The organism is Glycomyces sp. NPDC047010 (assembly GCF_040644205.1).
Taxonomy (GTDB): Bacteria; Actinomycetota; Actinomycetes; order Mycobacteriales; family Micromonosporaceae; genus Glycomyces.
In genome coordinates, this window is sequence record NZ_JBEYVY010000001.1 from 51,202 (window position 1) to 77,117 (window position 25,916).

A 25,916-nucleotide genomic window follows, 5' to 3' on the forward strand; every position below is an offset into this window, starting at 1 on the left:
TCGCACCCGCCTGGCACGTTTGAAAGCGGGGGCGACTCGCGACGCGAGGGCCCCTCGCGAACCGTCCCGGCGGACGGTCCAGCCGCGGGTGGGCCGTTCGGACAATAAAGCCGCAGGATAGTGGCCCTGTCTCCCGTCGCGTCACGACTGTCCGGTCTCGATCGGTGAAGGCGCTCACAGAGGACTTGGCGATCCGGGTCACCCCGTACTAACGTCGGCGCCTGTTCCGGTCGGGTCCTCAGGGCTCCCCCAGAGACCCACCCGCCCGGACCGCCGAGCCGCGCAGCGCATGACGCCCGTTCCTCCCGGTGCAGGGCGAGACACCGCAGCGCGGGCCGGGGACCCAGCCGCGCCGTTCCCCCCATCCCGACGGCGCAGGGGTGAATCCCGCGAGGACGAACGTCCTGGCGGGTAGGGCGATCTTCCCTGCCCGAACCCGACAGCTAACCCGGTAGGCGGTCGAGGAAGAAAGGCCACCTGGTGGCTCAAACCTGCACAGACATCGACCATCGCTCGCGCGCCGCGGCGATCCTCCGCCGCGTCGCCGCCTACACCGGCGTCACCGTCGCCACCGTCGGGCTCGTGACGGCATTCGCCGGCAGCCGCGCCCACGCGGCCGACATCGACTACGACTCCGCGTCCGCCACCGAGATCGAGGACCACCTGGAGGACCTCGAGACCGAGCGCGACGCCACCGCCGCCACGATCACCGGCCTCCAGACCGACCTCGCCGCCGCGCAGGCCGTCATCGACGCCGCGGCCGCCGACTACGGCTCCTCCGACGTCCAGCTCACCTACGTCACCGCCGCGGTCGAGTCCGCCGACGACGAGCTCGGCGCGAAGGTCTCCTCGCTCGTCCGGTACGCGCAGGAGCAGACCGACAAGTACGCCGAGGCCGAGGCCGCCACCGAGACCACCGAGACCCTCACCGCGCAGATCGCCGGCCTCACGACCGAGGTCGACGGGCTCGACGCGCAGATCGAGGAGGCCCAGGCCGCCTACGACGAGGCCGCCGAGGCCGAGGCGGCCGCCGCCGCTGCGGAGGCCGAGAGCGAGAGCACCTCGTCCTCGTCATCCTCCTCCTCTTCCTCCTCGTCGTCGGGCTCGACGGCCGAGTACAGCGCCGACGCCGCGACCGCCGCGGTCCAGTTCGCGAAGGACCAGCTCGGCGAGTCGTACGTGTTCGGCGCCGCGGGCCCCGACACCTGGGACTGCTCCGGCCTCATCGTCGGCGCGTACAACGTCTCCGGCGTCTCGCTGACCCACTCGACGTGGACCATGTGGGACGAGACCAGCGCGATCGACAAGGGCGACCTGCAACCGGGCGACCTGATCTTCTACAACGGCCAGAACCACGTCGCCATGTACATCGGCGGCGGCCAGGTCATCCACGCGCCCAAGCCGGGCGACGTCGTGAAGATCACGAACCTGGACGACATGGGCATGTCGGTCGACGGCTACCGCCGCGTCTGATACCAGGACGAAGACGGAGGGCCGGGGCTTTCGCCCCGGCCCTCCGCCGTTCACATCATCGTCTACGCCTTCAAGCCGCCTCGGCCATCACCTGGTCGTTGGCGAGCTCCTTGAGGCGCGCGAGCGCCTGGATCTCGAGTTGGCGGATGCGTTCTCGCGACAGGTGGAACCGGTGCGCGACCTCGGTGAGCGAGTGCTCGCGGCCGTCTTCGAGCCCGTAGCGGGCCTTGACGATGCCGGCGGAGCGCTCGTCGAGGTGGTTGAGCATCATCTCGATCCGCTGCCGCTCCATCCCGGCGAGGACCACGTCCTCCGGGCTGGGCTCGTCGGAGTCGGCGACGAGGTCGCCGAGGTTGGTGTCGCCGTCGTCCCCGATCGGCGTGTCCAGCGAGACGGTGTCCTGGCTCCAGCGGATGAGCTCGTTGACCCGCTCGACCGTGACGCCGAGCGCGGCGGCCACCTGGTCGGGTTCGGGGTCGCCGCCGAGTTCACGCGTGAGCTGGCGGGTGACGTTGCGCATCCGGTTGACGTCCTCGACCAGGTGCACGGGCAGGCGCACGGTGCGCTCCTGCTGGGCGATGGCCCGGCTGATCGCCTGGCGGATCCACCACGTGGCGTAGGTCGAGAACTTGAAGCCGCGCGCGTAGTCGAACTTCTCGACGGCGCGGACCAGGCCGGTGTTGCCCTCCTGGATCAGGTCGAGCATGGGCATCCCGGAGCGGACGTACCGGCGGGCGATCGACACGACCAGCCGCAGGTTCGCCTTGATGAACTGTTCCTTCGCCTTGGCGCCGTCCTCGATCAGGCGCTTGAGCTCCTTCTCGGTGGCCCCGCCGAAGGTCTCCCCTTCACCCAGCAGGTGCTTCGCGAACAGACCCGCCTCGACCGCCTTCGCCAAGTCGACCTCGGCTGCAGCGTCGAGCAGCGGCGTCTTCGAGATCTCATGCAGGTAGACGCCTACAAGGTCTCGTTCCTCAGCGACCTCTTGGGTGGTGAGGGTGGGTGTTTCAGTAGTATCCACGCTCAAGGTCTCCTCCAGCTTCCTCGTCCCCCGACACCGCGTGAACGGTGTACCAGTTACAACGACCGCTTCGTTGCGTGGAATTCCGTGCCCCGGTGTTCGATGCGCCACGGTTACGAAACTGATGCGAACGGGTGCCCTTTCGGGTGTTCGCGCAATCCCGTCGTCCGGTCTCGCGGGCTATGCTCGGTTCACGGCTCCTGTCACTGGGACGGGGGCGGGGATCGTTCATGATGCCTCTGAGACGGAGATCACCTCACCGGCGTCGCGGTGGGGCGATCCGATTCCTGGTCACGGTATCGTCTCCGGCCTGCTTCATCGCAAACCTTCAATCTCTAGGGGTACACGCGCCTTACCTTGAAAAAGTTGAGAGATCATCTCTTTGCGGCCCGAATCACTCGGATAACGGCCGGGAAGGCGGCGACGCTCTGATACCCGCACCATAGCGGACGGTAGCGGTGACAAGCAACACCATTCTCAGCTGTTGATGTCGGATTCCGAGCACCCCTCGTTCCCCTCCAGTCTGCGCCTCCCCGGGCCTCCGCGGGGGCCTTCCGGGCCCGTGACTCGAAGATCACGCCCGTGACCGGCGGCGCGTAGAGTTGGCCGGGTGACAGAAGAACGCCTTGTGTGGGTCGACTGCGAAATGACCGGCCTCGACCCGGACACCGAAGCCCTCATCGAGATCGCCGTGCTCGTCACCGGACCGGACCTCGAACCCCTGGACGACGGCATCGACATCGTGATCGCGTGCGACGAGGCCGTCCTCGGGAACATGGGCGCGTTCGTGGCCGACATGCACGCCAAGTCCGGTCTCACCGACGAGGTGCGGGCCTCGAAGACCTCGCTCGCCGACGCCGAGGACCAGGTCCTGGAGTACGTGAAGCGGTTCGTCCCCGAAGCGCGCACCGCCCCCCTGTGCGGCAACTCCATCGCCACCGACCGCACGTTCATCACGAAGTACATGCCGCGCCTCGACGGGCACCTGCACTACCGGATGATCGACGTGTCCTCCATCAAGGAGCTCTCGCGGCGCTGGTACCCGCGCGTGTACTACAACCAGCCGCCGAAGGGCCTCGCCCACCGCGCGCTCGCCGACATCAAGGAGAGCGTGCAGGAGCTGGAGTACTACCGCCGCACCGTGTTCGTGCCGCTGCCGGGGCCGACGACCGAGGAGGCCAAGGCCGCCGCCGCGGCGCTGGTCGAGGCGTCCGGTGAGACCCCGAACACCCAACCCCGTTGACATCAGGCGGGCGCGGGTGGCTATTATTGTCCCCGGCTTCCTTGTTGAAGCCCGATGGTGGTCGTAGTTCAGCTGGTAGAACGCTTGGTTGTGGTCCAGGAGGTCGCGGGTTCAAGTCCCGTCGATCACCCCATCTGAAAAAGCCCCGCGGCATCGCCGCGGGGCTTTTCGCTTGCCCTGCTAGCGGTTCCGCTTGCGGCGCAGGCGCTCCTTGCGCTTGCGCTCCTCGGCGGGCCGCATGATGAAGCGCTCGGCGGCCGTCAGGGCCGTGCCGATGACGGCGAGCGGGACGATGACCCAGATGGGCCAGAAGTAGACCGAGCCCTCGGTGAGGGCCTCCACGACCGCCCACACGCCGAAGTTGATGCCGATCGGGATCGAGAACCCGAACCACAGCCACTTGATCCAGTCGGGGGTGCCGAGCTTCTCGGGCTCCTGGGCGTCGATGATCCGCTGGTACGCGGGCAGGTCCGCGAGGACCACCTCGGCGTCGCCGACGGTCTGGGCCGCGAGGAGCACGTCGACGCGCTTCTCGTACTCGTCGAGGTCGATGTACCCCTGGTCGACCGCGGCGCGGAGGATCTCGGTCAGGGCGCCGCGCTCGGTGTTGCCGATCCGCATCGTGCGGTCGCCGTACCGTTCGAGGGAGGACATGTCGGGGCTCTCCTTGGGGGGACGGGGTGTTCGGGGCGGTTCAGTGGCCGTAGTGGCGGCGGCGGTCGCGCCGCTCGTCGCGGCGTTCGCGGCGGCGCTCGTCCCGGTCGCGGTCGTCCTCGTCGTCATCGTCGTCGCCGCCGAAGCCGAGGTTCACCACCTGGAGGACCGTGGCGATGCCGAGGCCGAGGATGGGCCAGATGGGCCAGAAGTACGGCGCCTCGCCGGTGCCGATCCAGGTCGCGAACCACACGCCGGTGGTGATCAGGCCGACCGTGATGAGGCCCTGGAGGGCCGGGATGCGGCGCAGGCCGCCGCGGCGGCGCTCGGCCGGGGCCGAGGGGGTCGCGGGGGCGGTCTCACCTGCGGGGACGACCTCGGCCTCCTTCGGGCGGCCGCCGGGGAGGTCCTCGAAGATGAGGTCGAGCTCGGCGTTGGTCTTGGCGCCGTACGCCGCCTGGGAGCGCTCGTCGAACTCGGCGAGGTCGATGCGCCCCTCGTCGAGCGCCGCGCGAAGCTGCTCGATCGCCTTGTCTCGGTCGGCGTTCGAGATGCGCAGCCTGCTGTGGTCTTCGGTCACGAGGCCATTATGGCACCGGCGGCCTATTCGCCGCGAGCCGCGCTCGCAGCGAGTTCGCCCAGCTGTTCGACGCCGCCGTCGGGGGCCGTCAGGACCCACACGCCGTCCTCGCAGAGGGCGATGGTGTGCTCGGTGTGGGCGGCGACGGAGCCGTCGTCGGTGACGATGGTCCAGCCGTCCTCCAGCTCCGCGGTGTCGGGCGAGCCCAGGGTGACCATGGGCTCGATCGCCAGGGCCATCCCGGGGCGGAGCTTCGGGCCCTCCCCCGGGCGGCCGTAGTTGAGGATGTGCGGGTCCTGGTGCATCTCGGTGCCGATGCCGTGCCCGCCGAAGCCGGTGACGATCCCGTACTCGCCCGAGTGCTCCACGGAGTGCTCGATCGCGTGCGAGATCCCGCCGAGGCGCTTGGACGTCGCCGCGGCCCGGATGCCGGCCCACATGGACGCCTCGCACGCCTCGCGCAGCGCCCGCAGCTCCGGGGCCACCTCGCCGATCTCGATGGTGATCGCCGCGTCCCCGTGCCAGCCGTCGACGATCGCGCCGACGTCGACCGACAGGAGGTCCCCGGCCTTGAGGACGGCGTCCTCGGCCGGGATGGCGTGGACGACCTGCTCGTTCACCGACGAGCAGATCGAGGCCGGGTACGGGCCGAAGCCGATGTCGTAGCCCTTGAACGAGGGGACCGCCCCGGAGGAGCGGATGACCTGCTCGGCGATGCGGTCGAGTTCCGCCGTCGAGACGCCGGGGCCCGCGGACTCGCGCATGGCCTGGTGGACCTCGGCGACGACGAGGCCCGCGGTCCGCATCTTGCGGATCTGCTCCGGGGTCTTGTACTGGATCCGGTCGCGACGGCGGAACACGCGGCTACTCCGCGGCGCCGATGGCGCCGAGCGCGCGCTCGGTCACCTCGGCGACCTCGCCGATCGCGTCGATCCGGACGAGCTTGCCCTGCTCCTCGTAGTAGCCCACGAGCGGCGCGGTCTGCTCCGCGTAGACCTTGAGGCGGTTCTTGATCGTCTCGGGCTGGTCGTCCGTGCGCTGGAAGAGGTCGTCGGAGTCCGGGTCCGCGGGCGGATCGAACTCCAGGTGGTAGACCTTGCCGGTGGACTTGGAGACGCGGCGGCCGGACAGGCGCCGCACGACCTCGTCGTCGCTGGCGACCAGTTCGAGCGCGGTGTCGAGGACGGTCCCGGCGGCCTTGAGGATGCCGTCGAGGACCTTCGCCTGCTCGGTGTTGCGGGGGTAGCCGTCGAGGAGGAAGCCCTCCGCGGCGTCGTCCTGCGCGAGGCGGTCGGCCACCATGTCGTTGGTGACCTCGTCGGGGACGAGGTCACCGGCGTCCATGTACTCCTTGGCCTTGAGGCCCAGCGGGGTGCCGCCGGAGACGTTGGCGCGGAAGATGTCGCCGGTGGAGATCTTGGGGATGCCGAGCCGCTCGGCGATGATCTCCGCCTGGGTGCCCTTGCCGGCCCCGGGCGGGCCTACGAGTACCAGTCGCAAAGAAGTTCCTCCCGTGTCGTGCTGCCGATCCTCGGCGTCCTGGCGTTCGCCGAGCGTGCCGATAGCGCGGCCTGGGCGGCCGCGCTGTGGCACCGAGTTCAATCCTGCGTCAGCGCAGGAAGCCCTCGTAGTGGCGCTGCATCAGCTGGGACTCGATCTGCTTGACCGACTCCAGGCCGACGCCCACCATGATCAGCACCGAGGTGCCGCCGAACGCGAACTGAGCGAACAGCTGCTGGTTACCGAACGCGATGATGGCCAGATTGGGAAGGATAGCGATCGCGGCCAGGTAGAGCGAGCCCGGGAAGGTCAGGCGTGACAGGACTCGCTGCAAGTAGGTCGCGGTCGGGTTGCCGGGGCGCACGCCCGGGATGAACCCGCCGGCCTTCTTCATGTTCTCCGCGACGTCGTCGACCTTGAAGGTGATGGAGACGTAGAAGTACGTGAAGAAGATGATCAGGAACGCGTACAGCGTGATGTAGACCCACGAGCCCTGGTTGAGCAGGTACCGGTCGATGAACTGGACCCACGAGGCGTCGCTGTTCTGGTTGAGCTGGCGGAACAGCGTCGGGATGTACAGCAGCGACGAGCCGAAGATGACGGGCACGACGCCGGCCTGGTTGACCTTGAGCGGGATGTACGTGGACGTCCCGCCGTACATGCGGCGGCCGACCATCTTCTTGGCGTACTGCACCGGGATGCGCCGCTGCGACTGCTCGATGAAGATGACCGCCACCATGATCGCGACGCAGAGGCCGACGATGACGGCGAACATGAACCAGCCCTCGGACTCCTGGAGGGACCAGAACTGGCCGGGCATCTGGGCGGCGATCGACGCGAAGATCAAGAGGCTCATGCCGTTGCCGACGCCGCGCTCGGTGATCTGCTCGCCGAACCACATGATCATCGCGGAGCCGGCGACCATGACCGCCACGACCGTCACGACGGACATCCAGTAGGGGATGTTCGCGTCAGTGGCCGACAGGTCGGGCAGGATCGGGCTCGGGCACTCGGTCTGGAACAGGATGCCCGACCGCGCCAGCGCGATGTAGCCGGAGGCCTGGAGCAGGGCGAGGCCGAGCGTCAGGTACCGGGTGTACTGGGTGATCTTGACCTGGCCGGGCTGGCCCTCCTTGCGGAGCTGCTCCAGCCTGGGGATCACGACCGTCAAGAGCTGCATGATGATCGACGCGGTGATGTACGGCATGACGCCGAGTGCGAAGACCGAGAGCTGGAGGAGCGCTCCACCGGTGAACAGGTTCAGGAGGCCGAAGACGCCCGCTTCATCTACCGGCTGTGCCCCGAGGCAGGACTGCACCGCGGCATAGTCGATGCCGGGACTCGGCATCTGCGCACCCAGTCGGTACAGACCGATGATCATCAGGGTGAACAGGATCTTCTTGCGCAGATCCGGGGTCCGAAACGCGCTGATGAAGGCGGAGAGCAATGCGGTTCCTCCTGAACAAGACCCCCTGGCGGGGCCCATGGTGTTGCGGTGCAACACCTTTCGTTACCAGTGGGCGTGTGAAGTTCGTAGCGAGAGGGTCACGCGCCCGAGGAAGACGGTGGTCCTCGCCAAGGGAGCCTAGCAGGCGCATTCGGACGCAGCGTTATCGGCACTCAGCATGACGAAACGGGCCGGAGGGAACTCCGGCCCGTTTGCGCAGTTCAGTTGTTCGTCCGCCTACTCGGCGAGCGCCTCACCGGTCTTCTTGTCCACCACGGTGGTCGAGCCGCCGGCGGCGGAGACCTTGGTGGTGGCGGAAGCGGAGAAGGCGTGCGCCGACAGGTCGAACTTGACGCCTTCCAGCTCGCCGGAGCCGAGGACCTTGATGAGCTCCTTCTTGTTGAGGACGCCCACCTCGATCAGCTGCTCGGGGCCGACCTGGCCGCCCTCGGGGAAGAGTTCCACGAGGCGGTCGAGGTTGACCACTTGGTAGACGAGCTTGTTGTGCGGCTTGAAGCCCTTGAGCTTCGGGAGGCGCTTCTGGAGCGGCAGCTGGCCGCCCTCGAACGCCGCCGGCACGGTCTTGCGGGCCTTGGTGCCCTTGGTGCCGCGGCCGGCGGTCTTGCCCTTGGAGCCCTCACCGCGACCGACGCGGGTCTTGGCCTTCTTGGCGCCGGGGGCCGGCTGAAGGTCGTGAATGCGAATGCTCATGACTACTCGACCTCCTCGACGTCGACCAGGTGACGGACGCGGTGGACCATGCCGCGGTACTGCGGGAGGTCCTCCTTGTAGACGGTCTGGCCGATCTTGCGGAGGCCGAGCGTCTGGATGGTCGCGCGGGCCTTCGGCTTCTCGCCGATGACCGACTTGTGCTGGGTGATCTTCAAACGTGCCATGTCAGATCCCCCTAAGCCTGCGCAGCCTGGGCGGCCTCGGCGCGGGCGCGCAGCAGGCCCTGGGGAGCGATGTCCTCCAGCGGCATGCCGCGGCGGGCCGCGACGGCCTCCGGGGATTCGAGCTGCTTGAGCGCGCGCACCGTCGCGTGGACGATGTTGATCGCGTTCGAGGAGCCCAGGGACTTCGACAGGACGTCGTGGACGCCGGCGCATTCGAGCACGGCGCGCACGGGGCCGCCCGCGATGACGCCGGTACCGGCGGAGGCGGGCTTCAGGAGCACCTTGCCGGCCGCGTCCTCACCGAACGTCTCGTGCGGGATGGTGCCGCCGATGCGGGGGACCTTGAAGAAGTTCTTCTTGGCCTCTTCCACGCCCTTGGCGATGGCCGCGGGGACTTCCTTGGCCTTGCCGTAGCCGACACCCACGTTGCCCGCGCCGTCGCCGACCACCACGAGGGCGGTGAAGGCGAAGCGCCGGCCGCCCTTGACGACCTTGGCGACGCGGTTGATGGTGACGACGCGCTCGATGTGCGGGGACTTCTCGGCGCGGTCGCGACCGCGACCGCCCTCGCGCCCGCCCCGGCCACCGCGGCCGCCGCGGTCATTGCCGCCGCTGCCCCGGCCGCCGGCCGCTTGCTGTTGATCAGCCACGAGACTGATTCCTTTCGTTCGCTAAACGCTGACCCGGAACGGGCCAACTCGCATCGGATGTCCGGGTTCGGGACCCGGAGACGTCGCGCCGGAGCGCAACTTCTCGATTATGCCTGGTCAAGGGTCATGCGGCGAACGGCGGGGTGGGGATGAGGCAGGCGACACAGGCCGCCGCGCGTTCTCGGAACGCGCGGCGGCCTCGGCTGCGCCTCGACGGCGCCTTATATATGCGGCGTCTTACCGGACGGTGACGGCCCAGCGCTGGTTGGCGGCGCCGGTGCAGGTGCTCTGCACGACGGCGGCGCCGTCGGCGGTGGAGGAGCCGCTGACCGAGACGCACAGCCCGGAGTGCTGGGCGACGATCAGGTACCCGCCTCCAGAGGCGGCGCGGAGCGAGAAGCGCTGGTTGCCCCCGGCCCAGCAGCCCCACTGGCCGACGGGGGCGCCGCTGGCGGTGGACTGGTCGAGGACGTCCCAGCACTTGCCGGTGGCGGTGTTGGCGATGGAGCCGACCTTCGAGCCGGGGTAGACCGGGTCGAAGGTGAACGCCTGGGGCGCGCCGGACCAGCAGCCGTACTGGATGAGGGTGGTGCCGTCGGTGCCGGAGCCGGACGGGACGTCGATGCACTTGCCGGAGCCCGCGTTGACGAACTTGGTGGAGTACGGGTTGCCGTCGTCGCTGCCGACGACGCCCTGAATGGTGCCCGCGGCGGCGTCGATGTTGAGGGTGGAGTACCAGGTGAGGGTCATGCTGGTGGAGCTGGGGAAGCTGATGGGGAGCCAGACGTACTCGCTGTCCATGGGTTTGCCGCCCCACTGGGGTCCCCAGCGGTCGCCCATGTAGAGGTAGCTGGTCCCGGCGGTGCCTTGGACGGTGGTGACATGGGTGGGCTGGGAGCCGTAGGTGGTGGAGTTCCCGGCGTTGGACCAGCCGGACCAGGCGCCCTCGGGGAAGTTCGTGGTGGTGGCGTACTGGGTCTGGTTGGCGTTCCAGCCGGTGGCGCCGGAGGTCACGAGGAAGTAGACGCCGCCCCGCTGGAACACCGCCGGGGCTTCCCGGTGGTATCCGTCGAAGACGTAGACGAGCTCGTCGATGGCGAGGAAGTCGTCGGTGAGGCGGTAGACGTTGAGGTCGTAGTTGACGTCGGCGGCGGAGATGAGGTAGCCGGTGCCGTCGGTGTCGACGAAGAGGGTCATGTCGCGGGAGTCGTACCCGGCGGGGCGGAACGACCCCTGGTAGTCGTAGTCGCCGTCCACGGTGTCGGAGACCGCCACGGCCACTTCGGCGTCGCCGTAGTCGACGCCGTTCTCCTTGTGGGCCCACAGCACGTACTTGCCGGTGTTGGGGTTGTAGACGACCTTGGGGCGCTCGATGTTCGCGGGCGAGAGGTCGGGGTCGGACTCGGCGCTGAGGATGTCGTTGCGGAAGGTCCAGTTGACGAGGTCGGTGCTGGAGTACATCGAGACCTGGTCGAAGAGGTAGTCGTTGCGCTGCTCGCCGACGAGGTAGTAGGTGCTCCCGACCTTGAGCATGCCGCCGCCGTGGGCGTGCATGAGGTTCCCGGAGGTGTCGGTGATGGTCTGCCCGTTGTCGAACGCCACCGCGGCGGCTTCGGCCGGGGCGGGGGCGCCGAGGCCGAGCACGGCGGTCGCGAGGGCCGTCGCCGCCGCGAGCGCGCCCAGTCGTGAGGACATCGTCGTCTCCTTCGCTTGGGCCCCAAGAGCAGGGCCGGATCGAACGATTTCGATATTTCCACAGATTCCCCTCCTTGTAAAGACCCTTCGTCTAACGGGTTTAGTAACATATTTCCTCACGTTTCGATGGAACCCGATAAAGCTACTCACCGGTCGTCCCCCATTCGGGCAATAATCTCCGGTCAGGTACCCGACAGTCCGCGCCGGAATTGTAATCACGACTTGTCCGAATAGATCTGATACGCACGGGACGCGCGAAATCCGGTTCCGCGCAAACTGGACATTTGCTGACTCAGAAGTGACGCACCGTGATTCCGGTACGGGATCGCCGGGGCCCATGTGCTGCTCCGCACTGGCTAGGGTGGGTTCCACAACCCGATCAGCCGCGCGCACGAACGTCCAAAGAAGACGAGTCGGTGCGTTTATCCGCCGTGCCTTCAGGAGGCAAATCGAATGCGTCGGCTCCGGCCGCAACAGTGCCGCCGACAACTGTCGCGGCTCGCCCGATTCACAGGCGTCGGCCTGACCTGCTTCGCAATTCAGGCCGGAATTCTCCTGGCCCTGAAAGGCGCCGGAACCCCCGGCCCGCTCGCGAACGCGGTCGGATTCCTCGCCTCCGCCCAGGTCAACTTCCTGCTGTCCACGTACGTCACGTGGTCCGACCGCCGCCGCCCCGGCCCCCGCGCCGGGCGCTGGCTCTCCTTCCAGGCCACCGTCGCGGTGAGCCTGGCCTGCAACACGGGCGTGTACGCCCTCGTCTCGGCGTTCCTGCCGCCGGTGGCCGCCGCGGCCGCCGGGGTCGGCGCCGGGGCCCTGCTCACCTACCTCGCCAGCGACCACCTCGTGTTCCGCCGCATGACATCCACCACCGACCACTATGGAGACTCCCTTGACGATCATCGCCGACCAGCCGCAGCACTCCCCGGTCCGCACGGCGGCGCCGCCGCCGACTGACGGCGTCGCCGTGGTCATGCCCGCCTACCGCGAGGAGGCGAACGTGGCCGCCACGGTGCAGGACTTCCTCTCGACGCTCGTGCGCGAAGGGGTCCCGCACGCCGTGATCGTCGTGGACGACGGCAGCGACGACCGCACCGGCGCGGTCATCGACCGGCTCGCCGCCGCCCACCCCGGGCGCGTCATCGCGGTCCACCACGACCGCAACCGCGGCTACGGCGCGGCCGTGCGCACCGGGCTGGAGACCGCCCTGCGGCGCACCGGGTTCCGCGAGATCCTCCTGACCGACGCGGACTGCCAGTTCCGCGCCGGGGACCTGGTGCGGCTGCGCGAGCGCAAGAAGGAGGAGCGCGCCGACGCCGTGATCGGGTACCGGCGCAGGCGCGCCGACCCGTGGCGCCGCCGCCTCAACGCGAAGGTCTGGACCACCCTGTGCAAGGCCCTGCTCCAGGTCCCCGGGCGCGACGTCGACTGCGCGTACAAGCTCATCGACCGCTCGCTGCTCCAGGACCTGCGGCTCACCGGCCAGGCCGCCGCGATCTCCCCCGAGCTGCTGTGCCGCATCTCCGGGGACGGCGCCCGCATCGTCGAGCACCCCGTGGAGCACTACCCGCGCGAGCACGGCGAGCAGACCGGCGCGCGCCTCTCGGTCGTCGTCAAGTCCCTCGTCAGCCTCGCGGTCGTCTACGGCCACATGGTGCGCGACGCGCAGCGCCTCGGCTGGCTCCGGCGCCTCACCGCCCCCCGCGACCCCGGCGCGGCCCTGATCACGCTCGCGGCGGTCGTCGCCAGCGTCGTCGCGTACTTGTACTTCGCCGACCACGGGTACCTCCTCGCGTACCCGGACGCGAACTCGCACCTGCTCATCGCGCGGCGCGTGGTCGAGAGCCCCACGGCCGGGCTCGCGCAGCTCGGCGGCGTCTGGCTCCCGCTGCCGCACCTCCTGACGGCGCCGCTCGCGACCTGGGAGGCGTTGTACACCAGCGGGTTCGCGGGCGCCGCGGTCTCGATGGCCGCATACGTCGTCGCCGTGCGGGGCCTGTTCGTACACGCCAGGTCCGTGGGCGGGCACTGGGCCGCCGGGCTCACCGCCGCGGGGCTGTTCGCGCTCAACCCGAACGTGCTGTACCTCCAGGCCACGGCCATGACGGAGCTGCTGCTGTTCGCGTGCGCCGTCGTCGCGGTCCACCACCTCCACGAGTGGTGCACGCACGGGCGGCTGCGGGACCTGACGCTCGCGTCCGCCGCGGTCCTCGCCGCGTCGCTCACCCGCTACGAGGGCTGGATCCTCTGCGCCGTCACGGGTCTCATCGTGGCGTTCACCGCGCTGCGGCGGCACCGCCGGTACGCCCACACCGAGGGCTCGGTGGTCGTGTTCGGGTTCGTCGCGGGCGCCGGCATCCTCGGGTGGACCGCCTGGAACCTCGCGATCTTCGGCGACCCGCTCAACTGGAAGTCCGGCGAGTACGCCGACGCGTCGCTGTGGGTGGCCCAGGGGGAGGCCAACGTCGGGTCGCTGCCCACGAGCGCCGCGACCTACGGGTACGCCGCGCTCCACAACCTCGGGATCGCCACGGCCGCGATCGGGATCGCCGGGCTCGTCCTCTACGCCGTACGGAACCGCGTGCGCTCCCTCGCGCCCTACACGATGCTCGTGTTCGCGCCGTTCTTCCTGTGGGCGCTGTTCTCGGGCGAGCGGCCCCTCCACGTCGAGGAGGTCATGGGCGGGCTCTACAACGTCAGGTTCGGGCTCATCATGCTCATCCCCGCGGCCGTGTTCGCCGGGTACCTCGTCGGCGTGCTCGTGCAGCGCCTCCCGAGCAGGAGCGGCGCCGCGGCCGGGGCGCTCGCGCTCGCCGCGGTCGCCGGGGCCACCGTCGCCGTCGGCGGGCCCGTGGTGCTCGACGAGGCCGTCCAGTTCCGCTCCAGCGAGACCGCGGCCGACGACGCCGCCGTGGCCGCGTGGCTGCGCGGGCACCACGACGGCGGGACGACGCTCATGATGTCGTTCGAGAACGAGTCGGTGACCTTCGAGTCGCAGGTCCCCACCGGTTCGCTCATCTACGAGGGCTCGTACCGGATCTGGGAGGAGGCCCTCGCGGACCCGCACGCCGCGGGGGTCGAGTGGATCTACATGCGGGCCGAGCCCGGCTCCGAGGACGACGTCTGGCAGGCCCTGTGGGGCACCGACCTTCTGGAAGACCACTACGACCTGGTCTACGACGAGGACGACCGCCTCGTCTACCGCGCCGAGGAGACCGCATGAGCCTCAACGAGACCGACGCGCTCAGCGCCCGGCGCCTCCTGTCCCCCGGCCAGTGGGCCCTCGGGCTCGGCGTCGTCGGCGGCACCGCCGCGTGCATCGCGCTCGACCTGCTCACCGGGATCGGGCCGAGCCCCCTCCAGTGGGCGCAGGGCGGCATGTGCGCGCTCATCGTCCTGTACCTGGCCGTGATCGGCTTCAAGCTCGCGATGGTCCTCGGTTCCGGCCGGTCCACCGCGATGCGCTTCGCACCCGGTGCGCTGGAGACGTTCCCGGACGCCGAGCTCCCCCGGTACACCGTCCTCGTGCCGCTGTACCGGGAGGCCGCGGTCGTCCCCGGACTCGTGCGGCGGCTCTCCGCGATGGACTACCCGCCCGAGAAGCTGGAGATCCTCCTGCTCGTGGAGGCCGACGACGGCGAGACCCGGACGGCGATCGCTGCGCAGCGGCTCGGGCGCACGTTCCGCACGGTCGTCGTGCCCGACGCGGGGCCGAAGACGAAGCCGAAGGCGTGCAACGTGGGCCTGGCCCAGGCCACCGGCGACCTGTGCGTCATCTTCGACGCCGAGGACCGGCCCGACCCCGACCAGCTCCGCAAGGCCGCTCTGGCGTTCCGGGTGCTCCCGGACCGGGTGGTGTGCGTGCAGGCCGAGCTCCAGTACTGGAACCCGTGGACGAACTGGCTCACCCGGTGCTTCTCCGCCGAGTACGCCACCAACTTCAGCCTCACCCTCCACGGCATGGACCGGCACCGGCTGGCGATCCCCTTGGGCGGCACGTCGAACCACTTCAGGATCGACGCGCTGCGCGACCTCGGTGGGTGGGACCCGTTCAACGTCACCGAGGACGCCGACCTCGGCATCCGCATCGCCCGGCGCGGCTGGGACGTCAGGATGATCGTCTCGGTCACCGAGGAGGAGGCGAACTCCGCGCTCGGCAACTGGATCCGCCAGCGCTCCAGGTGGATCAAGGGGTACCTCCAGACGTGGCTGGTGCATTCGCGGGAGCCCGTGCGGATGTGGCGGGAGCTGGGGACGAAGAAGACCCTGGCGATCCACCTGACGCTCGGGTTCTCGACGGTCACGACGCTGATCAACCCGCTGATGTGGCTGATGACGCTGTCGTACTTCGTGTTCGGGCCCGAGTGGATGGAGCCGCTGTTCCCGCCCGCGGTCCTGTACGGGGGGATGTTCGCGATGATCGCGGGGAACGCGCTCATGTGCTACGCGCTGATGCTGGGGTGCCTGAAGCGGGGGCTGTACGCGGCGGTGCGGGCGATGCTGACGGTGCCGCTGTACTGGGCGCTGATGAGCGTCGCGGCGTACAAGGCGCTGGTGCAGCTGATCCGGCCGAGCAAGCGGCACTTCTGGGAGCTGACGGTGCACGGGCTGGACACGTCCGACGAGGCCGGGGAGGTCGTCCATGCGCGGTAAGGGACTGGGCCGCTTGGCGGTCGGGGCGCTGCTGGGCGCGGCGCTGCTCGTGGCGCCGGGGGCGCAGGCGGCGCCCCCGGAGGAGTTCGAGAAACTGCTGGTGGTCGACGGACTGGAGGAGCCGACGTCGTTCCGGTTCACGCCGGACGGGGACATCCTGGTGGCGGAGAAGAACGGCGACATCGAGCTGGTCCACGACGGGGAGCTGCACGAGCACCCGCTGATCGAGCTGGCGACGGCCGGGTCGGACGAGCGGGGGCTGCTGGGCCTGGAGCTGGACCCGGACTTCGCGTCGAACGGGTTCGTGTACGTCGGGTACACGGCGGCGGACAACCTGGACCGGTTGAGCCGCTTCACGATGAGCGGCCACGAGATCGATCCGGACTCGGAGCTGGTGCTCATCCAGTCGCACCAGGACGCGAACGTGTTCCACCACTCGGGGACCGTCAAGTTCGGGCCGGACGGGAAGCTGTACTGGACGCTCGGGATGAACACGAACTCCCAGAACCCGCCGAACCTGGGGAACGTCCACGGGAAGATGCACCGGATCAACGCGGACGGCTCGATCCCGGCGGACAACCCGTTCGTGGACACGCCGGGGGCGGAGCCGTCGGTGTGGGCGTACGGGCTCCGCAACTCCTTCCGGTGGGACTTCGTCCCCAGCGGACCGAACGCGGGGAGCGTCCTCGCGGGGGACGTGGGCGGTTCGGAGTGGGAGGAGCTCAACCGGATCGAGCGGGGCGCGAACTACGGGTGGCCGCACGTGGAGGGGCCGTGCGACGGGTGCCCGTACGCGCAGCCGGTGTACGCGTACCCGCACACGGCGCCGCCCGCGAGCGCGGGCTCGATCTCCTCGGTGGAGGTGTACGAGGGCGGGCTGCTGGGCGCGCAATACGAGGACGCGGTGTTCTTCGCGGACTACACGCTCGGGTTCGTGAAGTACCTGGAGATGGACGCGTCGTTCGAGACCGTGGTCGGGGTGCACGACTTCGACCTGGACGCGGGCACGCCGGTGGAGCTCCAGACGGGCCCCGACGGGGCGCTGTACCAGTTGAACATCTACCCCGGTGAGCTGTACCGGATCGCGCCCTCGGGTGGGAACCGGACCCCGGTGGCGAAGGCGTCGGCGTCGCCCGACTCCGGTTACGGGCCTTTGGAGGTGGCGTTCTCCTCGGAGGGGTCGGGCGACCCGGACGGGGACGGGCTGTCGTACTCGTGGGACTTCGGGGACGGGGAGTCCTCGACGGAGGCCGACCCGGTGCACACGTACACCGACGACGGGGTCTACCAGGCGGTGCTGACGGTCTCGGACGGCGACAAGTCGGCGCAGGCCCACGTGGAGGTGCAGGTCGGGAACACCAGGCCGGAGGCGGTGGTCCTGACCCCCGAGTCGGGGCTCGCGTACGACGCGGGGGACGTGATCGCGTTCTCGGGCGCGGCGACGGACCCGGAGGACGGGGAGCTGGGGGCGGCCTCGCTGTCGTGGACCGTGCAGTTCCACCACGCCGACCACGTGCACCCGTTCTACGGTCCGGCGGAGGGCGCGGGCGGGGAGATCACGATCCCGCGGGCGCCGCACGGGGGCGACAACACGTTCTACCGGATCGCTCTGACGGCCACGGACTCCGGGGGCCTGACGGACACGACCTATGTGGACGTGCATCCGAACACGGTGGAGGTGTCGATCGCGACGGACCCGCCGGGGCTGGCGTTCACGCTCGACGGGCGGCCGTACGAGTCGACGTCGAAGCGCCTGGTCGTGGGCACGGAGTACGCGCTGGGCGCGGAGTCGCCGCAGTACGCGGACGGCACGCGGTACCGGTTCGCGGGCTGGTCGACGGGGGCCGAGCGGCAGCACGTGTTCACCGTGCCCGGTGAGGACGCGGCGGTGACGGCCGAGTTCGAGGAGCTGCCGGTGCCGCCGGACCCGTGGGAGGCCACGGACGTCGGCGAGCGGACCACGTTGGGGCTGAGCAGCTTCGATGACGGCGAGTTCACCGTGTCGGGCGCGGGCTGGGACGTGTGGGGCGGGACCGACGAGTTCCACTACGTGCACCAGTCGCTCGTCGGGGACGGGTCGATCACGGCCCGGCTCACCGGGCTCGACGCCGAGAACCCGTGGGCGAAGGCCGGGATCATGATCAAGGAGTCCACCGCGGAGGGCGCGACCTATGCGTCCGTGGCGGTGACCCCGGAGCACGGGGCGCACTTCCAGGCGGACTTCGGGACCGACGGCGGCGGGTTCGACTACACGGCCGGTTCGGCGTGGCTCCGGTTGACGCGCAACGGGGACGAGTTCACCGGGGAGCTGTCGGCGGACGGGGAGACGTGGACGGCGATCGGGTCGGCGACGGTGCCGATGTCGGCGAACGCCCGCATCGGCCTGTTCGCGACCGCGCACGACAACACGCGGTTCGCGACGGCGGTGTTCGACTCCGTGGAGGTCGCCGCGAGCGGCCCGGAGCTGACGTGCGAGGACGTGGGCGATCCGGCGGTCGCCGGGTCGGCGTCGTTCGCGCCCGACGGGACCGCGACCCTGACGGGGGCGGGGAACGACATCTGGGGGGAGGCCGACCAGTTCCAGTACTGCCACCGGGAGCTCGCGGGCGACGGGGAGATCATCGCCCGCGTCGCATCCCTTGAGGACACGGACGAGTGGGCGAAGGCCGGGGTCATGGTGAAGACCGCCCCCGAGGAGGGCGCCGACTACGTCGCGGCCATGGCGACGTCGGGTCAAGGCGTGCACTTCCAGACCGGGTTCGACACCGATGTGGACGGGCCCGCTTCCGATGCGCCCGTGTGGCTCCGGCTCGTGCGCGAGGGCGCGCAGGTGACGGCGTACCACTCGGCGGACGGCCTCGCGTGGGAGCCGTTCGCGGGCGGGGCACTCGCGGGCCCGGCCACGGTGGGGCTGTTCGTGACCTCCCACAACGGCGGCGAGGCGAACACGGCCGTGTTCGACTCGGTCGTGGTCCGCGACGGGGCGCCGCAGGTGCCCGAGCCGTGGACCTGCGGCGACGTGGGCGGCCCGCGCATCCCCGGGGACGCGCTGTTCTCCGGCGGATCGGTCACGGTGACCGGCGCGGGGAACGACGTCTGGGGCGACGCGGACCAGTTCCACTTCTGCCACCAGCCCCTCGCCGGGGACGGTGAGATCACCGCGCGCGTGGCCTCCCAGGAGGACACCGACGAGTGGGCGAAGGCCGGGCTCATGGTCAAGACCGCACCGGAGGCGGGCGCGGACTACGCGGCCGTCATGGTCACCCCCGGGCACGGCGTCAGGTTCCAGACCGGGTTCGACACCGACACCGGCGGGGCCGGGGACGGCGCGCCGATGTGGCTGCGGCTCAACAGGACCGGCGGCACCGTGACCGCGTCGTGGTCCGAGGACGGGGAGGCGTGGACCGCGTTCGCAGTGGCCGAGGTCCCCGGTGACGCGGTGATCGGCCTGTTCGCGACCTCGCACGACGGGGGCGACCCGGGCGCGGCCGTGTTCGACTCGGTGGCCGTGTCGTAGACCGGCGCCGGGGGTCAGCGGAAGCCCCCGGCGCCGACCGCCGCTCGGGACGCGAAGGGGGCGTCCCGGGCGGCGGCTCGCTACTTGATCGCGCCGGCCGTCAGGCCCTCCTGGATCTGGCGCTGGAACAGCACGTACGCGACGAAGATCGGGATCATCGCGAGCACCGTCCCGGCGAACAGCGCGCCCGAGTCGCCCTCGTAGCCCTGGCGCATCGCGAGGTTCGCGAGGCCCTGGGAGATGACGGCGTCGTCGGGGTTGCGGCCCATGAGGACCAGCGGCAGCAGGAACTGGTTCCACTGCCCGATGATGTTGAAGATCGTGATCGCGATCAGGCCCGGCTTCGCCATCGGCAGCATCACCTGGAAGAACAGCCGGTAGTGCCCGGCACCGTCCACGATCGCGGCCTCCGCGACCCCCGTGGGGAGCGTGCGGAAGAACGCGGTCAGGAAGAACACCGTGAACGGCAGCGAATACGCGATGTAGACGATGATCAGCCCGGTGTAGGTGTTCAGCAGGCCCACGTTCCCGAGGGTCTTGAACAGCGGGAACAGCGCCAGGAACACCGGGAACATCATCCCGGCCGCGAACCCGAAGTAGATGACCCGGTTCCCGAAGAACTGGTAGCGGGCCAGCACGTACGCGGCCATCGCGCCCAGGAGCATCGTCCCGGAGACGCTGAAGACCATGACCTGCAACGTGTTCAGGAAGAACGCGCCGATGTGCCCGTTCGTCCACGCGTTCGCGAAGTTCTGCCAGTGCAGCGACTCCGGCAGCGCCAGCGGCGCCGACGCGATCTCCCGCGTCGTCTTGAACGAGGACAGCACGATCCACACCACGGGCACGATGACCATGAGCGACCACAGCCACAGGAAGCCCTGGGAGAAGAAGTTGAGCACGGCGCCTTCGCGCGGCGCACCGGAGGCGCGCGACTTCGCGGCGGGGGCCTTGACGGGGGTCTCGGTTGCCATGTCGAACCTCAGTACTCGATCTGCTCGCGGCGGCCGAACCGCAGCGACACCACGGCCAGGGACAGCGCGGCGAAGAACAGGACCACGCCGATCGCCGACGCGAACGCCTGCTCGCCGTGCTTGAACGCGTACTTCCAGATGACGCCCCCGACGACCTCGCTCGCCGTGTCGGGGCCGCCCTGCTCGGGTGTCATCAGGTACACCAGCACGAACACGTCCAGCGCCACGATGGACAGGTAGATCCACGCGGTCTGGACCGAGTCCCACAGCAGCGGCAGCGTGATCTTGAAGAACATCTGGAACCGCCCGGCCCCGTCGATGATCGCCGCCTCGTAGATGTCGCGCGGGATCGACGCCATCGCCGAGGAGAAGAACACCAGGTAGAACCCGACCGCGCTCCACACCAGGACCCCGATGACGGCCGCCAGCACGAACCGCTTGTCCGCGAGGAACCCGTTCACCGGCGTCGGGAGCCCGATCGCCCCCAGCGTCCCGGTGATCAGCCCGCCGAAGTTCTCCGGCGCGTACACCTGCTTCCACAGGATGCCGACGATCGCGACCGACAGCACCTGCGGGAAGAAGTACACGACCTTGTGGAACTTCGAGCCCGCCACGCCCTCGATGCGGCCCTGGCGGCTGCGCCCGCCCAGGTTCAGCATGAACGCGAAGAACAGGCCCAGCGCGATCGTCACCACCGGCAGCACCACCAGGATGATCCCGGTGTGCCGCAGGGCGGGCAGGACGAACCGCTCGTCCTTGAACAGGTTCACGTAGTTGTCGAACCCGATGTAGTTGAAGGAGTTGCTCGACCCCGACCAGTCGGTCAGGGAGATCTGGAAGGCCTGGGCGAACGGCAGGATCACCAGCCAGGCGTAGAGTCCCACCGGCAGCGCCAGGAAACTCAGGATGAACGGGTACCTGCCGTGCTTCACGACCCAGGCCCTCCTCTCGCTCCGGACCTAGTCCTCGTGGGTGAACTTCTCGATGGTGTCGTCCGCGGCCGTCTCGTCGGCCACCGTCTGCATCCGGTCGATGAACTCCGCCGCCGTGGACTCGCCCGACAGGAGCGATCCGAGCGCGGGCCGGACCTCCTCGTTCATCTTCGTGTACCAGAACCGGAAGAACGGCTGGAACAGGTCGTCCGGGTTGGACACCAGCGCGTCGGTCGCCTGCGCCGCGGGGTTGTCCAGCTCCACGCCCTTGACGATCGTCGCCGCCTGCACCGTGTCGCCGAAGATCTGCGCGCCCTCCTTGGAGAGCATGATCCGCAGGTACTCGTACGCCCCGGCCAGGTTCGTCGCGTTCTTCGGCACCACGAACGGCTCCTCGCCGCCCGCGCTGATCAGGCCCGGCTGCACCGAGCCCTCGAACGCCGGGACGCCCATCGGCATGTACTCGAAGTCCGCGGGCGCGATCGCCGCCTGCTCGTTCGGCAGCCACGACCCGCACGGGAGGAACGCGGCCTTGCGCTCGTTGAACGCCGTCTGCGACTGGATGTGGTCGATGCCCGGCGTGCCTTCGAGGATGTACCCCTCGGTGTAGAGGGCCGCGAGCGCCTCGGCGGCCTTGACGACCGACTCGTTGCGCCACGCGTCGGGCTCCAGGTGGTCGATGGCCTTGAGGACCTCGACGCCGCCGTGGCGGCCCGCGAGGATCAGCAGCAGGTCGTACAGGTACACCGGGTGCTGCCCCGCGTACGTCCACGGCGCGATCCCGGCCTCCTTGATGACGGGGCAGAGCGCGAGCATCTCCTCCCACGTCGTCGGCGCGGTCCAGCCCTGGTCGCGGAACAGCTTGGCGTCGTACCAGACCGTCCACGCCGAGAACACGTAGTTCAGGGCGTACACCTCGCCGTTGTAGGTGCCGGAGGTGAGCACGCCGTCCCGCAGGGTCTCGCGGACCGTCACGGCCGGGTCGTCGTACGAGGGCGCGTCGAGCAGCGGCGTCAGCTCCGCCAGCTCCCCGTCCGAGACGAGGGAGTCCATCGGGATCTGCTGCGCGCCCGAGTTGTCGAGCACGTCCGCGGGCTTGCCCTCGGCGAAGCGCGGCTGCTGCGTCTCGGCGATCGCCTGCGTCGCGAGGAACTCGATCTCCGCGTCCGGGAACGCCTCGTTGTAGATCGCCTGGTGCGCCACGGCGTACTCGTTGCCGAAGCCGCCGTCGAAGATGACGACGTCCAGGGGCGCCGACGGGTCGACGCTGAACGGGTTCTCGGCGTCGTCGCCGACCTCCACGTCGTCGACCTCGTCGTCGCTGCCGCTGGTCGCGCACGCGCCCAGCGAGGAGGCCGCGAGCCCGGCGGCGGTGGCCCCGAGCAGGTTGCGGCGGTTGAACAGCGGGCGGTTTGAAGTCCTCATGGGTTTCGCTCCTGATTGGGGGTAGAGGGTGTTGGTGCAGATCGGTCGGGCGGTCAGCCGGCGCCGTTCCGGGGCCGCGGCGTCGGTCGGTGGCCGACCACGGCTCGCGCACGCGATTCCAGGGCCTCGCTGGCCTCCGGGAAGCGCCGCTGCGCGACGGCTATGTGGACGAGATCGGCCACCAGCAGCTGGGAGTGCCTGGCGGCCAGCAGGTCCGCGCGGTGCCCGGTCCGCCGGGACGCGGACACCAGCGTGACGTCGGCGATCTCGGCGATCGGCGACTCGGGGAACGCCGTGAGCGCCACGGTGAGCGCCCCCCGGCTCCCGGCCTCCGACAGCATCTCCACGATCTCCACGGTCGTGCCGGACATCGAGGCGGCTATCGCCACGTCCCGCGGGCCGAGGATCGCGGCGCTGGCCAGCGCGTCGTGGACCTCGGTCCAGGCCCACGCGGCGACGCCGGTGCGGTAGAAGCCCATCTGGAGCTCGCGGGCGACGATGGCGCTGGAGCCGACGCCGTAGACGTCGACGCGGCGGGCGTTCGCCACGCTCGCGGCGACGCGCTCGACGGCGGCGAGGTCGAGGAGGTCCATGGTGCCGCGGAGCATCGCGGCGTCGATCGTGATGAGCTGCTTGAGGACTCGGTCGAGCGGGTCGTCGGCGCCGATCTCGCGGCCGATGTTGACGTCCCAGCCGGTCTCGTGCCTGGCCGAGGCCCTGCCGGTCTCGGTGGCGATGGCGACCCGGAGGGCCGCGTAACCGTCGTATCCGAGGTGACGGCAGAATCGTGTGATGGTTCCTGGGGAGGTGCCCGAGAGCTCGGCGAGATCCATGATCGTCGCCCGGGCCGCGGCTTCGGGGTCGGCCAAGACCTGGTCGGCCACTTTGGACATTGCCTCGGAGAGGTCGTTCGCGCCCAAGCGGATCCGTTCGAGGACACCCGCATCCGCTGAGGCGGGCGGGGCATCTGTCCGGGTTCGGTCCATGGGCGACCCTTTCGGGAGGTGGATTCAAGAAAAACTATTACCTATGCCACACTCGTGTCAAGTTCATGAGAATTTTTTTTACTGGTTTGCACCTAGAGCGGATACTGCTGGTAGCGCGAGAAGCGAGGACCCTCATACATGCATGCAAGACTCGCCGTCGGCCTTGACGCCGGCGGGACCAGCAGCCGCGCCGTCCTCATCGATGAGAGCGGAGCGGTGCTCGGCACCGGCGCGTCCGGACCGGCCAACCCGGTCGGCGGCGACCGGGAGATCGCCCTGTCCAACATGGCGCTGGCGTTCCAGCGGGCCCTCGGCGGGATCGACCCGGCCGAGGTCGGCTCGGTGTGCGTCGGCACCGCGGGCGCGCTGTCCCTGACCGAGGAGGTGCGCGAACTCTCCGCGGACCTCAAGCGGCGCTTCGCGACCGCCTGCGAGGTCGAGGTGGTCTCGGACGCGGTCATCGCGTTCGCGGCCGGGTCCTCGGCCGCCGACGGGACCGTGATCGTCTCCGGGACGGGCGCGGTGGCGTTCGCGATCCGCGACCGGGCCCCGGCGCTGCGCTCCGACGGCTACGGCTGGCTGTTCGGCGACGCGGGCTCCGGGTTCTGGCTCGGCCGCGAGGCCGTGCGGGCCGCGCTGCGCCACATCGACGGGAACGGCCCCGGCGGCCGCCTCGTCGAGGCCATCATCGCCGCGATCGCCCCCGACAAGCGGCGGTCCGGCGCCCTCGTCGCCAAGTGCATGGCGGACCCGCCCGTCCGCCTGTCGCGCTTCGCGTCCCTGGTCTGCGAGGCCGCCGACGGCGGCGACGCGGTCGCCGAGTCGATCGTCGCGCGGGCCGTGGGCCACCTGGCCGAGTCGGTCTCCTACGTCGTCGACCGCGAACTGCCGATCGTCATGGCCGGCAGCCTCCTGACCCGACCCACCCCCATCGCCGCGCTCCTCCAGGAGCGCTTCCGCCTGGTCTACCCCAAGGCCGGCATCAGCAAGGCCACCGATCCCGCCATCGGCGCGGCCTGGATGGCCGCCAGCGTGTTCGTCACCGACCCGGCCGAACGCGCCCGCCTCCACCGCCAGCTCGCCTGGCGTTAGCAACCCGCCAAAGACGAGACGCCGCCCCCGCCCCGACTGTCACACCCATCAGTGACACTCGAACCGGGGGCGGCGCCGTTCACCCGCCGACGCGGCGTACCCGAATGCCGCCGCCGCCGGCGAATGTCGTACCCCAGGGGCACAGTTGAACCGGGGGCGGCCGACGGCCGCGCCCGATCCGGCGCGCCCTCAGGCCGCCAGCGCGCCCGAGAGCCTGCCGTCGGCGCGTTCGAGCCGCGCCGCGGCGTCGGCGGCCCCGACGCCGAGTTCGAGCATCACGACCGCGGTCTTCACGTGGTTTCCCGAGGCCGCCAGGGCGGCCTCGGCCTCGTCGGCCCCGGCGCCGGTGATCTCGCGGATCATGCGGACCGCGCGGGCGGCGAGCTTCTGGTTGGCGACCTTCATGTCCACCATGTAGTTCCGGTAGACCTTCCCGAGCCGCACCATGCTGATCGTCGACACCATGTTGAGCACGAACTTCTGCGCCGTCCCCGACTTCAGCCGCGTCGACCCGGCCACGACCTCCGGCCCCACCTCGACCTCGATCCGGTGCTCGGCCGCCTCCGAGAGCACCGTGCCCGTGTTGCACGACAGCCCCACCGTCAGCGCACCGCGCCGCCTGGCCTCGCGGACCGCTGCGACGACGAAGGGGGTGCGGCCGCTCGCGGCCAGGCCGACGACCGCGTCGGCCGGGCCGATGCCGTCGGCGGCCATCGCGGCCTCGCCCGCGGCCGCGTCGTCCTCGGTGCCCTCGACCGCGCCGCCCTCGGCGGCCTTGCCGCCCGCGATGACGGCCTTGACGAGGTCCGGGTCGGTCGAGAACGTCGGCGGGCACTCGGCGGCGTCCATCACGGCCATCCGCCCGGCCGTCCCGGCCCCGACGTACCGCAGCCGCCCGCCCTTGGCGAGCCGGTCGGCCACGGCGTCGATCGCGGCGGCCACGTCGGGCAGCACCGCGGCGACGGCGGCGGAGACGCTCGCGTCGGCCTCGTTCATGGTGCGCGCCAGGTCGAGGGTCGACAGATCCTCTATCCCCGCGTACCGGGGGTCGGCGCGCTCGGTCGCCAGCATTGCCAACAGGGTTCGCGCTTCAAGGCGCTCGGTCGGTTCACTCACAGTTGCGAGCGTAGCGCAATGAAGTAAAATTTCACCCATCAAGGTTAGAGTGAAGAATCGCGCCGCAC

Annotated in this window: 22 protein-coding genes, 1 tRNA gene and 1 riboswitch; of the genes, 8 read left to right on the forward strand and 15 right to left on the reverse strand. The window is 69.9% G+C overall.

Features of this window, described 5'->3' with window-relative positions:
• Positions 1 to 311 precede the first annotated feature (311 nt).
• Positions 312 to 473: riboswitch (cyclic di-AMP (ydaO/yuaA leader) on the forward strand.
• Between the two features lie 7 nt (positions 474 to 480).
• Positions 481 to 1,473, forward strand: a complete 993-nt coding sequence (locus AB0A65_RS00245; protein WP_359943819.1) for a C40 family peptidase — start codon at positions 481 to 483, stop codon at positions 1,471 to 1,473.
• Positions 1,474 to 1,543: 70 nt separating this feature from the next.
• Here the strand turns inward: AB0A65_RS00245 and AB0A65_RS00250 are convergent, their stop codons facing one another.
• Positions 1,544 to 2,494, reverse strand: coding sequence for a sigma-70 family RNA polymerase sigma factor (locus tag AB0A65_RS00250; protein WP_359943822.1), 951 nt, complete (start codon positions 2,492 to 2,494; stop codon positions 1,544 to 1,546).
• A gap of 610 nt (positions 2,495 to 3,104) precedes the next feature.
• On the opposite strand from AB0A65_RS00250, the gene orn reads away from it, so the two are divergent.
• Both orn and AB0A65_RS00260 read left to right on the forward strand, forming a co-directional pair.
• The gene (gene orn / locus AB0A65_RS00255) at positions 3,105 to 3,737 is read left to right on the forward strand and encodes an oligoribonuclease (RefSeq protein ID WP_359943825.1); all 633 of its coding nucleotides are present in this window, start codon (positions 3,105 to 3,107) and stop codon (positions 3,735 to 3,737) included.
• Positions 3,738 to 3,794: 57 nt separating this feature from the next.
• Positions 3,795 to 3,870, forward strand: a tRNA-His gene (locus tag AB0A65_RS00260).
• Positions 3,871 to 3,917: 47 nt separating this feature from the next.
• Here the strand turns inward: AB0A65_RS00260 and AB0A65_RS00265 are convergent.
• From AB0A65_RS00265 to AB0A65_RS00305, 9 genes are all read right to left on the reverse strand, one after another.
• Entirely contained in the window at positions 3,918 to 4,391 is a 474-nt protein-coding gene (locus AB0A65_RS00265) for a DUF1707 domain-containing protein (protein WP_359943828.1), read from the reverse strand.
• Positions 4,392 to 4,431: 40 nt separating this feature from the next.
• Complete coding sequence (locus tag AB0A65_RS00270; protein ID WP_359943831.1) at positions 4,432 to 4,971, reverse strand: DUF1707 domain-containing protein; 540 nt, start codon at positions 4,969 to 4,971, stop codon at positions 4,432 to 4,434.
• 23 nt (positions 4,972 to 4,994) lie between these two features.
• Entirely contained in the window at positions 4,995 to 5,831 is an 837-nt protein-coding gene (gene map, locus AB0A65_RS00275; RefSeq protein ID WP_359943834.1) for a type I methionyl aminopeptidase, read from the reverse strand.
• A gap of 4 nt (positions 5,832 to 5,835) precedes the next feature.
• On the reverse strand, positions 5,836 to 6,471 hold the full coding sequence (locus AB0A65_RS00280) for an adenylate kinase (protein ID WP_359943837.1): 636 nt from the start codon (positions 6,469 to 6,471) through the stop codon (positions 5,836 to 5,838).
• Positions 6,472 to 6,580: 109 nt separating this feature from the next.
• On the reverse strand, positions 6,581 to 7,918 hold the full coding sequence (secY, locus tag AB0A65_RS00285) for a preprotein translocase subunit SecY (protein WP_359943840.1): 1,338 nt from the start codon (positions 7,916 to 7,918) through the stop codon (positions 6,581 to 6,583).
• A gap of 237 nt (positions 7,919 to 8,155) precedes the next feature.
• Entirely contained in the window at positions 8,156 to 8,629 is a 474-nt protein-coding gene (gene rplO, locus AB0A65_RS00290; protein ID WP_359943843.1) for a 50S ribosomal protein L15, read from the reverse strand.
• Positions 8,630 to 8,631: 2 nt separating this feature from the next.
• Positions 8,632 to 8,814 carry a 50S ribosomal protein L30 gene (gene rpmD, locus AB0A65_RS00295; RefSeq protein ID WP_106361906.1) on the reverse strand — a complete coding sequence of 61 codons (183 nt, stop codon included), beginning with the start codon at positions 8,812 to 8,814 and terminating at the stop codon, positions 8,632 to 8,634.
• A gap of 11 nt (positions 8,815 to 8,825) precedes the next feature.
• Positions 8,826 to 9,464, reverse strand: a complete 639-nt coding sequence (gene rpsE, locus AB0A65_RS00300; protein WP_359943846.1) for a 30S ribosomal protein S5 — start codon at positions 9,462 to 9,464, stop codon at positions 8,826 to 8,828.
• Between the two features lie 237 nt (positions 9,465 to 9,701).
• The gene (locus AB0A65_RS00305) at positions 9,702 to 11,159 is read right to left on the reverse strand and encodes an RICIN domain-containing protein (RefSeq protein WP_359943849.1); all 1,458 of its coding nucleotides are present in this window, start codon (positions 11,157 to 11,159) and stop codon (positions 9,702 to 9,704) included.
• Positions 11,160 to 11,612: 453 nt separating this feature from the next.
• On the opposite strand from AB0A65_RS00305, the gene AB0A65_RS00310 reads away from it, so the two are divergent.
• The 4 genes from AB0A65_RS00310 to AB0A65_RS00325 are packed head-to-tail and all read left to right on the forward strand — an operon-like array spanning position 11,613 to position 19,326.
• Positions 11,613 to 12,113, forward strand: coding sequence for a GtrA family protein (locus tag AB0A65_RS00310; RefSeq protein ID WP_359943852.1), 501 nt, complete (start codon positions 11,613 to 11,615; stop codon positions 12,111 to 12,113).
• Positions 12,049 to 14,379 carry a glycosyltransferase gene (locus AB0A65_RS00315; protein WP_359943855.1) on the forward strand — a complete coding sequence of 777 codons (2,331 nt, stop codon included), beginning with the start codon at positions 12,049 to 12,051 and terminating at the stop codon, positions 14,377 to 14,379. The genes AB0A65_RS00310 and AB0A65_RS00315 overlap by 65 nt, the downstream gene beginning before the upstream one ends.
• Positions 14,376 to 15,809: a glycosyltransferase gene (locus AB0A65_RS00320; protein WP_359943858.1), complete on the forward strand. Its 1,434-nt coding sequence runs from the start codon at positions 14,376 to 14,378 to the stop codon at positions 15,807 to 15,809. The genes AB0A65_RS00315 and AB0A65_RS00320 overlap by 4 nt, the downstream gene beginning before the upstream one ends.
• Positions 15,799 to 19,326, forward strand: a complete 3,528-nt coding sequence (locus AB0A65_RS00325; RefSeq protein WP_359943861.1) for a PQQ-dependent sugar dehydrogenase — start codon at positions 15,799 to 15,801, stop codon at positions 19,324 to 19,326. Before AB0A65_RS00320 ends, AB0A65_RS00325 begins: the two co-directional genes overlap by 11 nt.
• 80 nt (positions 19,327 to 19,406) lie before the next feature.
• Here AB0A65_RS00325 and AB0A65_RS00330 read toward each other — a convergent pair whose 3' ends face one another.
• From AB0A65_RS00330 to AB0A65_RS00345, 4 genes are read right to left on the reverse strand one after another with little or no spacing between them, the layout of a single operon-like run.
• Positions 19,407 to 20,297 carry a carbohydrate ABC transporter permease gene (locus tag AB0A65_RS00330; RefSeq protein WP_359943864.1) on the reverse strand — a complete coding sequence of 297 codons (891 nt, stop codon included), beginning with the start codon at positions 20,295 to 20,297 and terminating at the stop codon, positions 19,407 to 19,409.
• 8 nt (positions 20,298 to 20,305) lie between these two features.
• Complete coding sequence (locus AB0A65_RS00335; protein WP_359943867.1) at positions 20,306 to 21,229, reverse strand: sugar ABC transporter permease; 924 nt, start codon at positions 21,227 to 21,229, stop codon at positions 20,306 to 20,308.
• A 27-nt stretch (positions 21,230 to 21,256) separates the two neighbouring features.
• Positions 21,257 to 22,654 carry an N-acetylglucosamine/diacetylchitobiose ABC transporter substrate-binding protein gene (gene ngcE, locus AB0A65_RS00340; RefSeq protein WP_359943870.1) on the reverse strand — a complete coding sequence of 466 codons (1,398 nt, stop codon included), beginning with the start codon at positions 22,652 to 22,654 and terminating at the stop codon, positions 21,257 to 21,259.
• A gap of 53 nt (positions 22,655 to 22,707) precedes the next feature.
• A complete protein-coding gene (locus tag AB0A65_RS00345; protein ID WP_359943873.1) occupies positions 22,708 to 23,640 on the reverse strand; it encodes a MurR/RpiR family transcriptional regulator in 933 nt (310 codons plus the stop codon).
• A 138-nt stretch (positions 23,641 to 23,778) separates the two neighbouring features.
• Between AB0A65_RS00345 and AB0A65_RS00350 the strand changes: the two genes are divergently transcribed.
• A complete protein-coding gene (locus tag AB0A65_RS00350) occupies positions 23,779 to 24,732 on the forward strand; it encodes a BadF/BadG/BcrA/BcrD ATPase family protein (protein WP_359943876.1) in 954 nt (317 codons plus the stop codon).
• A gap of 189 nt (positions 24,733 to 24,921) precedes the next feature.
• Here the strand turns inward: AB0A65_RS00350 and murQ are convergent, their stop codons facing one another.
• Positions 24,922 to 25,848 (reverse strand): N-acetylmuramic acid 6-phosphate etherase, encoded by a 927-nt coding sequence (murQ, locus tag AB0A65_RS00355; protein ID WP_359943879.1) that lies wholly within the window; start codon positions 25,846 to 25,848, stop codon positions 24,922 to 24,924.
• Positions 25,849 to 25,916 lie beyond the last annotated feature (68 nt).